Here is a 12,214-nt window from a genome sequence, read left to right as displayed (position 1 = left end):
ATAAAGAGCGGAAGAGGTAAGCGTAGCTGCTTACATTCCGCTCTTTATTTATGTTCAAGGCTGCTTGATACGATTTATTGATGATTAACTCTCACGCTCATCTTTCCGAACATGTTCGTTGTTGATCCGCTGAAAGTCCTCATCCCATTTGTACTTCTCATTATAAATTCTCATTACTTCTTCATTTAATTTCTCCCATTTCGAATTGGGGTTATTCCGTACAATTCGATAGAGGCGTAGAAATCGATCCTTGGGCATCTTATGTGCGTAGCGCAGCACAAGATAAGGATACAGGGTAATATAACGCTTTAATCTGACAGCAGCTCCAGCAACACTGACTAGAATATTCTCCCCACCCGGCATTGCTAAAATCTGTTCCTCGTGGACTAGAATATAGCGGAAGGCATTCTCTTTCAGTAGATCTCGTCTGATCTTGGATAACTCACCGATATATTCAACAAGATCAGGATTGAAATGATCCAAGAGCAAAGGCTCGAGCATAAGATCCATATCCTTGCGTAGTATGAAGGATTGAAGTAACAAGATTTGCTCTACTCGAAGCTGGTCCGTATGAACGAGGGCTCCAATCTCGCGAAGCATTTCATAAGCACGAGGTTTATCACCGCTATGAAACACTTCAATAGCCTTTTCTCGGTCACGAACAAGACCTGCATACAAGTTAGAAGCCTCTTGTTTAAAAAAATGTTCTAGTTTTACTAGTAAAAGTGCAGGGGTCGACCATTTTTGAATCGTCAATAATAGTGCGAATAGCAATGTGCTGCCTAGGGCATACAGGACTAACTGTCCAGTTGACTGATTTGGAAATATACCTATGACCATAATGAACAATGCGATAAGCCGCGTTTTCCACATGGATTTTCGAAGTATAGATCTAGCCCGGTCCTCCACACTTTGGAGGGTAGTTTTCCCGCAAACTAGACATTTCTTATCACCGAGAACGGTGAAGTGTTTGCAGTGCCGACAAAATTTAAGGTTATTATAAGGATTCTGTGATTTAATATAAGGCTTAAGCACTACAGGTAGTTTTTTTGTCATTCGTGTTCACGCTGTCCACTTTTCAGAATGGAAAAGACAAGCTTATTTAATTGCTCGGGAGAAGGTGCGCGTTTCACTCGATAACGATAGTTAATGGTTGTAATCATAATAAAAAGAAACAATATTCCGAGACAGACGTAAGAAACCATATGATATACCTCGCTTACAGTAAATGTTGATTTACTTTATTAATAGTATAACATCCTAATAATAGGGATGACTAACAAGGGTTATTGGACTAGTATATTATTATCTAATATCCATATGCAAAGGAGTACTAGAATGAGTCCGTTCAAAAAAATAATACAGAAATTAATCCCGGTAGCGGTAGCGATTTTGCTGCTGCCATTCTACAGCATAACTAATGTGAATGCAGCACAGGCATCTTCTCAGATCGATGCGGTGCTCGTGCTCGATGTCAGTAATTCAATGAAGACAAGCGATCCGAATAATATCGGCAACGAAGCGATGAAGATGTTCATCGATATGTTGTCAGAGAAGGGAGACCAAGTTGGGATTGTCGCCTACACCGATACGATTCAACGGGAAAAGGCGCTGCTTGAGATTAAGTCACAAGAGGATAAAGATAACTTGAAGAGCTTTATTGACCAATTGAATCGTGGCGCCTACACCGATGTATCTGTGGGTGTGAAAGAAGCGATGCAAATATTGGAGGATGGAGCAGACCCTGATCATGAGCCGATGATTATCGTGCTCGCTGACGGTAATAACGATTTTGATGATAACTCAGGTAGAACGCAAGCGCAGTCTGACGCTGATATGGATAAAGCGATTAAAGAAGCGAATGACAGCGGCGTACCGATCTATACGATTGGGCTGAACGCCGATGGCAAATTAAATAAGGAAGCTCTAGCGGAAATATCGGACTTGACCGATGGCAAATCCTTCTCAACGAATACGGCAGATGATTTGCCCCAAATATTGAGTGAAATATTTGCCAGTCATCTCGAACTAAATATTGTGCCTGTAGATTCGTTTACTGCTAACGGAAACTATCAGGACGTGAAGATTTCTGTGCCAAACTCTAATGTACTAGAAGCCAATATATCTATTATGTCTGACAAACCCGTAGAGGCTAAGCTCTTTGATCCTTCAGGCCAAGAGGTAAGCATTCCATCGGATAAAGTCCTACGCTCCGAATCGAAGAGCTATTCGTTAATTAAGCTGTTGACTCCTGCTGAAGGAGACTGGACGCTGCAGGTGAAAGGGGTTAATCAAGACAAAATCGATATTAATCTAATCTTCAACTATGATCTAAGCCTGGCAATGGACCCGCTTGCAAAGGCGACATATTCGAAGGGGGATACAGTACAAATTAACTCTTATCTCGTTAGTGGTGGACAAAAGCTAGGGGATAAACAGCAATACAGCAACATGAGTGCAGTCTTGCTCGTTAAAGATTTAGACACCGGCACAACCACGGAAATACCGATGAACAATGCTGGTGATCATTTTGAGAGCACATACAAAATTGCCGATGAGCATGACTATGAAATCAAGGTGAAGGCTGAGGAGGCAAGCTTTTTCCGAGAGACTGATGCTGTCAACATAACAGCCAAGCCTAATGCAACGGGTCAGACAACACCGGCACAGCCTGTGGGTGAAGAAGATAGGCCATTCCCTTTGCTGCCAGTTATATTCGGTGTTATTGGACTTGCGGTACTGCTTGCAGCAATCTATTTCATTCTTAGGTACATTAAACTAGCGAATCGAGGATTTGTTGGACAGCTCGTCATTGAAATTAGAGATGAGAATACAGGAGACAAAACGTCACCTCAATATAAGAAGCTGTCGACATTCAAAGGCTCGCTTAAGCTTCATCAGCTGTTGCAGCTAGCACCAGAGCTTAAGGAGACGGAGAAAATTATTTTCAAACCGAGTAATAATGATCGGATCACGCTGCATAATGGCTCCACTTGTACGATAGAGAAGTCTGGCCGGGCTATCCAAGCTGATGGCGGATATGAATTGAAGAGCGGGGACCGCATAATGGTTTCCTTGCAGCAAGTAGATAAGACGATTTTCATTGAATATCTTATATAGGTTGAAGTAGTTTGTTATAAAACCAGGGAGGTTTTCAAAGAATGAAACCAATTGTGAGAGAGCATATACAGCAACTGGATGTTTCACTAGGCGGAGGTATTGTCAGTGAGAAAATCAGGGTGGACACGATAGATAATCCTATTCTGATTATTGGACTTGGAGGTACAGGTATTGATGCGCTGTTGCGCTTGAAATATCAGATTAACCGTCGCTTTAAGCTGCCTGAGGACCCCGTGTCTAAGAGAAAACAAGATAAGCCCGACAATGTGGAGTTTCTAGCATTTGAGACCAATGAACAAGACCGCAATAAGAAGTATAAAGGAATTGGTCTGGACCCTATTAATGAATTTGTGCTGCTGTCCAACGCGGAAGTCGGGGGATTACTGCAAAACCGCAGTATTTTGGAACCATATATTACGGATTGGCTGTCGCCTGAGCTTAGCATTACGGATGGAATGAATGGCGCTGCTGGAGTGCGGCAGGCAGGACGGTTGTTGTTATTTACGAAGATTAATCAAGTTGTACAAAGCATCGATAAGAAAATTAAGACATTGTCTGTCGGTACGAACAAAAAGCTGATGGTATTCTTGCTTACAGGATTATCCGGTGGAACGGGCAGCGGTTGCTTCCTCGATATTTCGTATATCGTAAGAGGGATCATTGAACGTGATCACGGTGCTGCAGGGATTGACCGAGTGAATATATTAGGTTATTTATTCACACCTGACATTAATCTAGCTAACAAAAGCTTGAGCGATCATACACGTGAGTATATAAAGAAAAACGGTTATGCAGCACTAAAGGAACTGGATTATTGGATGAATGTGGATAGCAGAGGGGAACGATTCAAGCAGCAATACGGCAACATACTATCCGTTAATTCGCCGCTGCCGCCATTTAATTTGTGCCACCTCATCTCAGCGACGAATGCTGAAGGTAAGCTGCTCGAGAATGCTTATGATTACTGCATGAACGTAACGGCGGAGAACATTACGAACTTTATCTCGAGTGAGGAAAAGCAATCGGGCGAGGAATTCGCCATTCATGATTATATCAGCAACATTCGGACGAACATCGCACAGATGAACAAGATGTATCCAGCGAACTATGACTACAACATTATCGGAGCTTCCTCGGCTGTATTGCCGATTGAGGAAATGACTACGTATTTGGCTTACCGTCTCTTTAATAAAATGGATAAAATGTTCCAGAAAGCGCCGACTCAGGATGACGTGGAGAAATTTGCACGCAAGCTGGGCATCGATCTAGAAACGATGATGAAGACATTCGATTCACGTGTTCCTGAGCCGCTTCCTGGATTCGAGAATAGCGAGCGTCTCAGCTACAATAATGTAATTAAGTTGCAAGCCGTGAACATGGATACCGAGTTGGAGCAAAATTTCTTGGCTCGTGCTCGTGAGGAATACATTAAAGCGAAGAAACAGCTTCCAGGCGAGATTGTTGGTCAGTTCACTGAGCAAATTCGCCGAACATTCCTTCATCCTGAGCAAGGACCATTCTACGTATCAAGACTTCTATATACAGAGAAGGGCTTCTGCTTGCTGAAGATGCTGCAGTCATACATCGAAACGCTTCGCGAAAGCCTGCTGCGATTGCCGCGGGAGATTGAAGCACAGAGCGAGATAGCTAATGAACGTATGGGCGATGCGAAGAGCGCCTTTGTATCTAAAGATAAGAAGAAAAATGCTTATATAGAAGCGAAAATCGAAGAGTACTGGCTCCGAGCCGATGTTGAACGGATGGAGCAATTAATTGAATTCTACGAGGATCTGCATACGCTTCTCAACAATGAGAATAACCGAATCTATAACGTATTTACCGAGATATTGAATGTGTTGAATTCGGTCTTCGCCAAGAATGGTGACATTCTCACAAATGGAGAAGAGCAGACGGATCATAAAGGGAACAAGACATATTACTGGAATATCGTCGGCGTACCGGACATATCCGATGTCATCAGCAAGATGATGGATAAGCGAGATGGCGATGATCTGATCCGCGACTTTACACAAGAACTGCTGGATCATTCCAATCTATGGGTGAAAGAGCAAGAAATCGATATCGTCAGCTCGATCTCGGAGTTTCTAACGGATAAATTCGGAGATCTCATCACGAGATCGATGGAAGATTTCCTTGTCATGAAATACGGGAACGACGAATCCATCGAGAAATTCGTAGAGCGCTATATTGCAAGTAAGCTGGATGAAGAAGCGGTACCTGTATTCCATCTCAGCAACAGCTCTGGTAATTTGCATGTGCCGTCATGGGGCTTCGTATCGGTGCCGGTGCAGGCTCCTAGCATTTTACGAGGGATTCGCAATTATCAGAATAACTCGATAGGTAAGTCCCATTTCACGATTAAAGAAAGTGAAGTGAAGAACCGGATATTCTGGTTGAATACAAAAAATGGTGTGCCATTGTTCGTATATACACCGCTGAAGGTTTATGAGGAAAGTTACGAGCGAACGATTCTAGACAAGGAAGGGATCGGTCGACATTTAGTACAGACTGATCAAGAGAACTGGACGTATTTGCCGTCACCTATCCCAGAGAAATCATGGGGAGATACTTACGTCAATCCTCGTGTGCAAAGCTATAATGCACGGGTACGTGCCCAGTTTGCTCAAGCGAAGGGCTATCATATTATTGTGGAGAAGGGCATCGATAATAACTTGAGCAACCGTTATGCTGTTCGTTACACGAAGTCCTTCGAGCTGTCTGAGTTTCTCAAGTCGTTCAATATGCAGCTTGATGCGGCTAAGCCGAATTTAGGTGAAGTGAAGCGTGCATTGAATGAACTGAAGCGGTTATTGTCAGAAGGACTGGAGCTTGATTCCACTAAGGATATATTCGGAAGCTTCACAGAGGAACTAGCACAAGAAAATCTGATTCGTTCACCAGAACAATTAAGAAGAGTTCGGGAAGAATTAGCGAAATACGAGTCAATCTCGAGCAAAGTTGTTGAATTGGAGCAGCTGCTTCATTTGCACCAAGATGAAGAGAAATGGCTGGATCTATTCATTGAAGCATTGTATACAGATACGATTACGAAGAAGGGTGCGCTGTATGTATACGATCGTGATCCTGAAGAAGAAGCCTGGTCACCATTCGCTAATCTGATGAAGAGTAGCAACTACGTTGAGCATGAAGTGTTCGAGAGCTTCCGTCAGTTGGACGACAAAAATCGTAGTACGTTGATGCGTAAAGCATCACGCCGAGTTACGGAAATGACAGCAACCGAGGATACTACACTACTGTTAGCGAAGCTCGAAGACTTGTTCAATAATTTCTTAGATGCACGTGAGCGTCTAGAATACGAAAAGGTAGAACTGGCCAATGGCGAAGAATTGCATCGCTTCTATAAGGAAATGACAACCAAACTTAATGAAATTCGTAGAAAGCTGAGATAGCCATGAGGGGAATATTGGATCAATTCGCGACCGACTATTCGGCCGCTGAGCAGAAGATAAGCGGCCGTGATGATGATCAGAGCAGTCTTCATTATCCTACTGTGTTTCTATTTATTGGCGATGAGGCAGAACATGCGATTGAACCGATGATCCGCTCGAACGAACTAAAATGGGACAATAATGCAGGGGTTATCTACCTGCATATTGCTTCGAGTGAGTCCGAGAAGAGTGATGGTTCATCCTATGCGTCAAATGTTATGCGAGTGGCGTTAACTGGACTCACTTCTGATGAAGGGGACAACAAGGCAAGGCGCAGAGATATAGGAATTGCATTCCATAAGGAAGATCGCCATCTCGTTCGCCTTAATCGAGTTCTGCGGCAAGTGAGCAATACGATTGCGGATTACGGTCGCTTATATGCCTCCTTTGATCGTCTTCATCTAGCTGTCATTACTAGGGTAGATGACCCAATGAACGTGCTTGCAGCGGAAATATCGCTGCTGGCGAAATCGATCTTAGAGCAGCTGTTCAAATCGGTTCAGATGGATATGTATGCATTGATTAATGAGCGAGAGCAGTCGGATACGTTCGGATATGCAGGAGCAGCAGGCATAAGCTTCCTGCGTGAGCTAGAGGGTATGCAGCGACCAGAGTATGAATACTCTGGTCGATTGCAGATAACGGGTGACGGCTTATCAATTCCAGTCGTTCACAGACCATCACCGCTGTTTGATCTCGTTTATATATTATCAGACCGTAATGAGCGAGGAATAACGGCCATTAATGGCATGCAGACCAACTATGAAATCATCTGTAATATTCTACTGCTGAAGAACCGGAAGCAGAAGGATGCACAGAATTATTCTAATGAAGGAAGCTATAACAATTCGTCATTCAAGAACAGTCTGATGACTGAATCTGGTAGGCAGGGCTTCGTATCTGCCGGACTGTCCAAGGTTAATCGGCCTAATTATTCGATTGCTTTAACAGTGCTGTATCATTTTTTCAAAGGGCTTGCTGTGCGGTTGAAAGAAACACCAGAGCTTGATCCTAAGATTAAGCTTGGTTTCTTCGGACTTGACTCCACGTCAATCGAAGGGAAGATCGCCGAGATTGTTCCTGGTGAAGATAGTCTTGCTGATATGACTGGCTTGCTAACGAGTGGGATTCGGTATGAGCAATTGCGCCGCATGTCGCTGCGCGAGGCTGAGGAGGCGTTGTATGGTGATGGTTGTACGGCGTTTTTCCGTAAACATTTCATCCATGTAGCTGAGGATCGTATTAGTCAAGTGAATGCGGCAGAAGAGCTAAGGCGTAACGTCAACCAAGCGATGCGGGGGTATCCGCAGATTGGTTTTTATCAGATTGCCGCATGGACAGATGAGCGGAATGAGGCTGGTAACGTAATCGAGTTCGTTCGTACTCGGATTCGGAATCTGGTCATTGAGATCAGCCAAGCACAGGAAGAGCTTGAGCGCAGTCATGAAACACGAGTAGAGGATTTGAAGATTCAGCGCCTGCCATTTATGGACAAGCAAAATTTACGCTCTTTTATACGTGTTTTTCTTGATACAATCTACCGGCAGCAATGGCAGTTATTGCGACTGGAAACAGAGCTGGCACTGTACCGAAAGTTTGCAGCTGAGCTGGAGTTATTACATGAAAGCTACAGCATTCGGGTGCAGCAAATGGCTGCACTGGAGGAAGAACTCAAGGAGACAGCGCTGCAAAGTATTCGCTTGGCAGATGATTATATTGGACAGAACATATTCGATTATTATGAGCGGGTTACCGAGACCGTTATGCAAGAACGTGAAGAGAAGCACGGTTCTTCGGCATTTTTTGAGGACACGCTCATGGGTAATGTCACAGATCTTCTAGAGAAAGGTAATGAGGCATTTATTGAGCGTTTGATCGGAGTATGTCGCAAGCATGTGCTGACAGCTGATCCGTTTACCCAAACTTTTGAAGAAGAGCTGCTACAACGAGCGAATGTTTCTGTAGCATATAGCAATCGTATAGCTTTATCGAAGGCTGAACTGTTCAACTTACTCTACCGCACGTTAGAAGACAATGCGGCGATTAATATTAGGCTTCTCGACTATACACATGAGCATCGTTACGAGGAAAAATATTTGTTTGGAGATCGAGAGAGTGAGTTTATCCGCTATGCACTTGGGGTCGATGAGACGTCACGTATCTACAAGCTCGGCTGTGTTCATGAGAAACGTAGCAGTGGAGTTGAGAAATTAAATTTAATGGGCGGCTTTCACTTAGAGGATCTGATGTATTATCGCAATGGCAAGGTTTATTATGAAGCCTATATGCAGAACGGGTACGAATTTCACTTCATTGATCCAGCTCTTCTGCCCGAGCTTCGCTAATATAGCGTAGGTCGATCATTGCTGCGGTTCATTTGCAAAGGGGAAAGGATGCTGTTCTAATGGAACGGAAAATAAATTTACTACTTTTATTGTTCGCGCTAATCGGTGGAACAATTGGGTTTGCATTAGGCGAGGTTATTTTAGGTTCGTTGTTGGGAGAATGGCCGCGATTTATTGTGGTTGGTCTGTACTTTGGTGTAATTGCCCTCTGCATCGGACTTTCTTGCCTGATTGCCGAATTGATATCTCCTCGACTCAGCGGTACGTCTTGGCGGCAACGGTATACCGGGTTATCTTGGATGCTCCTCGTGCCGGCTACGCTGGTGCTGCTGTTTGTGGTCAGCGGATTGCTTCAATTGACATATGGGCTAAGCTTCGGGGGTGTGAAGCAGGTCAAGGATATCGTTCTCGTTATCGATAATTCGGGGAGCATGGCAGAGACAGATCCTGACAATGAACGGTTCACAGCTGCTAAGCAGCTCATTGATAAGTTGGAAAGTGACAAGCGAGTAGCTGTCGTTCAATTTAGTGATACGGCGGAATTGCTTCAGCCCTTTACGAATCTAAGAACGCAAGCAGAGAAGGATTCTGTGAGTGCTGCGATAGAAGCACTTGAGCCGACTGATGGAGGGACGAACTTTACTCTGGCTTTGGAAGAATCCATGAAGATTATTAATGAGAAGGCAGATTCCAATCGTGGAACGATGATTATCCTGCTGTCAGATGGTTTCAGTGATTCCAGTATTGATGAGCAGATTGCTGCGTATCAAGAGCAGCGCGTTGTCGTTAACACAGTTGGCCTTAGTGTTGTTGACGCTAGAGGGACAGAATTGTTGCAGTATATAGCTGATTCCACTGGAGGAAGCTACTATGATGTGACGGAAGCAAACGGACTCACTCTCGCTTTCCAAAATATATACGATACCATCGATGATCGGACCCTCGTAACGGAACGTACAGGAGTGAATGCGGATAGTACGTTATATATGCTTCTTCGTTTATTGTCATTGACAATAATTGGAGCAGCTATAGGAGTGTCGCTCGGATTGGTGTTTGACAATCGGTTCTTGGCAGTAAGCTTTGGCGCTGGAGGAATTGTCGGCGGTTTGCTGGCAGGTTTTATTCTGGACTCTGGCTTGTCTGGACGTTCATTCTGGGATCCAGTTACCCGCTTAACTGCTGTCCTCGTACTGGCTGCAATCATCAGCCTGTTTACGTTCGTTGTTCCCATTAAGGAGAATACGGGCTCAAAACTGCGTGGCGGTGGAAGAAAGATTGGCAGCGGCAGCTCCTCCAAGAGTATGGGTAGACCGGCGAAGGATAGTCGCAGTCATGGATTTTAACTTTGCGGAGGATGATTTAGATGAGGTTTATCGATGCGGAGGATGATTCTCCGTTAATCAACGGCGTTACTTGCAACATAGAAGATAACCTCTGCACACTGCGCTGGTTATGGCCGAGTGGTATAGATGCGGTGTATGTCGGGATAATGCCTGATGAACAGGAACATGAGGGTGCCTTAGACACTAGCAACTTAAAGCTATACACCAGAGCGGAATACAAAGCGAATAATGGCTATTACAGCCGAGTAGAGGGAATCGGGCGTTATGTTTTTACAGTGTACGCTTGTCAGGAAGGTAACGGCAGCGGAGGCCCGCTGCTCATCCTTCAGCCCAATCGGGAGAATAGCATCGAGATTAGTGCAGGGAAGGCCCAAATACACTATTCGGTCCGTTACAAAACTGGGCTATTTCAAAAATATAAAAGTATCCAGATTCAAGTGACGACAGAGGTTCCAATTGACAAGGAAGTACTTTGCTATGTGAAGAAGCAAGGTAGTTATCCGGCGAATAAAGAGGATGGCATTTTGTATCCGTTTGTCGCTCCCTTTGCAGCAGGCAAGAATATATTGCCTCCGATTGAGGTCGGCAAACAAGATTACATTCGATTATTTTTCACCGATGGCCGAAAATATGGTCAGATGTACGAATTAGTATCCGTATAAAGGGGGGATCTCCATGAGTATTTTTGATTTATTCAAGAAAAAGCCTGAGGCGAAGGTAAAGCCTTTGTTCTATGACATAGTCTGCCCTTACTGCTTCAGTAAATTTTCGCCACAAGAGGTTGTTTTCCGGGCAACCCATTCTCGTGAAGATGATGAAGATTACGCGCTTGGTGAAGATGAGGAGCTGAACAAGTACAGAGAGCGATTTGGTCTCGATTCCGTATATGATATGGAAGCTGTGATCCGCCCTCAAGATGTGCCGGAGGAGCACCATGTTTACTCGGATCATGTTCTTATTGGCCTGAATGATCGTTATGGCGAACTAACGCGCAGAAGACTTTGTCCGAAATGTCATAATGAGCTGCCGGTGACGGCAGGCAAAGTTCCGAGCAATATTATTTCTATTATAGGAGCTTCACAGGTTGGCAAATCCGTGTATATGACATCATTAATTCATACTTTGCAAAATACGACTGCGGATCATTTCAATGCGGCGTGCATGCCGCTTAATGCGGAGATTAGCCGGAAATTCCGTACTTATTATGAGGAGCCATTATTCGAACGCGGCGACTTGCTTGCTTCCACTCAAAAGGAGAAGATGCAAGAGCCGTTTATTTTCCAATTCGTCTTCAAGGATGAATCTAAACCTCCGTTGACGCTCGTTTTCTTCGACGTAGCGGGTGAGGGTATGGTGGAACAGGATTATCTTGGCTTGCATGGACAGCATATTAAAAACTCGGCAGGTATTCTATTGATGGTGGACCCGCTGCAAATCCGTTCTATTCGTGAGAAGATCCGAATTAAGCTTGGCGATAAGCCGGGAGAATGGGTATCTCAGTATGATGAACCACGTGATGTTGTTCTGACGATGTTTGGCGATTTCATTGCGTATCAGGATAATAGCAAGACAGATATTCCGACAGCAGTAGTACTGACGAAGAGCGACATGCTTCATTCTCTCAGCGATGAGGACGGCGAATATATTAAACCGAACAGCAATATTTTCAAAAACATGGTTCACCGCGACTATTTCAATCTGACAGAGTTTGAGAATATCGACGGAGAAATCCGCCGTTTCATAGAGAAGGTTGATCGGCCATTCAAAGGTACGATGGATGTCTATTTCAAAGATACTGCTTATTATGCGGTGTCCGCGCTGGGTAGCAATCCCGTTGATCAAAAAATGCAGACCGTTGTTAGTCCCATTCGGGTAGATGAACCCTTCATTTGGTTGCTATATAAGCTGAACTTTATTGAGGGGAGAAGAGAATAGT

General features: G+C 44.2%; 7 protein-coding genes. 6 read left to right on the top strand and 1 reads right to left on the bottom strand.

Annotation, left to right across the window (positions count from 1 at the left end; genetic code table 11):
* Positions 1-84 precede the first annotated feature (84 nt).
* Positions 85-873 carry a hypothetical protein gene (locus ACFQV5_RS18715; RefSeq protein ID WP_379248886.1) on the bottom strand — a complete coding sequence of 263 codons (789 nt, stop codon included), beginning with the start codon at positions 871-873 and terminating at the stop codon, positions 85-87.
* A gap of 465 nt (positions 874-1,338) precedes the next feature.
* On the opposite strand from ACFQV5_RS18715, the gene ACFQV5_RS18710 reads away from it, so the two are divergent.
* From ACFQV5_RS18710 to ACFQV5_RS18685, 6 genes are read left to right on the top strand one after another with little or no spacing between them, the layout of a single operon-like run.
* Positions 1,339-3,120 carry a vWA domain-containing protein gene (locus ACFQV5_RS18710; protein ID WP_379248885.1) on the top strand — a complete coding sequence of 594 codons (1,782 nt, stop codon included), beginning with the start codon at positions 1,339-1,341 and terminating at the stop codon, positions 3,118-3,120.
* A 41-nt stretch (positions 3,121-3,161) separates the two neighbouring features.
* Complete coding sequence (locus tag ACFQV5_RS18705; protein WP_379248884.1) at positions 3,162-6,551, top strand: tubulin-like doman-containing protein; 3,390 nt, start codon at positions 3,162-3,164, stop codon at positions 6,549-6,551.
* Between the two features lie 2 nt (positions 6,552-6,553).
* Positions 6,554-8,935, top strand: coding sequence for a transcription initiation factor TFIID (locus ACFQV5_RS18700; protein WP_379248883.1), 2,382 nt, complete (start codon positions 6,554-6,556; stop codon positions 8,933-8,935).
* A gap of 59 nt (positions 8,936-8,994) precedes the next feature.
* On the top strand, positions 8,995-10,278 hold the full coding sequence (locus ACFQV5_RS18695) for a VWA domain-containing protein (protein WP_379248882.1): 1,284 nt from the start codon (positions 8,995-8,997) through the stop codon (positions 10,276-10,278).
* Between the two features lie 20 nt (positions 10,279-10,298).
* The gene (locus tag ACFQV5_RS18690) at positions 10,299-10,940 is read left to right on the top strand and encodes a beta-mannanase (RefSeq protein WP_379248881.1); all 642 of its coding nucleotides are present in this window, start codon (positions 10,299-10,301) and stop codon (positions 10,938-10,940) included.
* 13 nt (positions 10,941-10,953) lie between these two features.
* Positions 10,954-12,213, top strand: a complete 1,260-nt coding sequence (locus ACFQV5_RS18685; RefSeq protein ID WP_379248880.1) for a TRAFAC clade GTPase domain-containing protein — start codon at positions 10,954-10,956, stop codon at positions 12,211-12,213.
* The last annotated feature ends 1 nt before the right edge of the window (position 12,214 follow it).

The sequence above is a fragment of the Paenibacillus sp. GCM10028914 genome, from assembly GCF_042666275.1.
In the GTDB taxonomy this organism is placed as follows: Bacteria; Bacillota; Bacilli; order Paenibacillales; family Paenibacillaceae; genus Paenibacillus_AQ.
The sequence above is the reverse complement of the archived record's forward strand: the minus strand, read 5'-3'. Positions and strand labels throughout refer to the sequence as shown.

Excerpts from the sequence above, each read along its gene's own strand:
- ACFQV5_RS18700 (WP_379248883.1), top strand. The coding sequence starts at position 6,554 with ATGAGGGGAATATTGGATCAATTCGCGACCGACTATTCGGCCGCTGAG.
- ACFQV5_RS18710 (WP_379248885.1), top strand. The coding sequence starts at position 1,339 with ATGAGTCCGTTCAAAAAAATAATACAGAAATTAATCCCGGTAGCGGTA.
- ACFQV5_RS18715 (WP_379248886.1), bottom strand. The coding sequence starts at position 873 with ATGTGGAAAACGCGGCTTATCGCATTGTTCATTATGGTCATAGGTATA.
- ACFQV5_RS18705 (WP_379248884.1), top strand. The coding sequence starts at position 3,162 with ATGAAACCAATTGTGAGAGAGCATATACAGCAACTGGATGTTTCACTA.
- ACFQV5_RS18695 (WP_379248882.1), top strand. The coding sequence starts at position 8,995 with ATGGAACGGAAAATAAATTTACTACTTTTATTGTTCGCGCTAATCGGT.
- ACFQV5_RS18685 (WP_379248880.1), top strand. The coding sequence starts at position 10,954 with ATGAGTATTTTTGATTTATTCAAGAAAAAGCCTGAGGCGAAGGTAAAG.
- ACFQV5_RS18690 (WP_379248881.1), top strand. The coding sequence starts at position 10,299 with ATGAGGTTTATCGATGCGGAGGATGATTCTCCGTTAATCAACGGCGTT.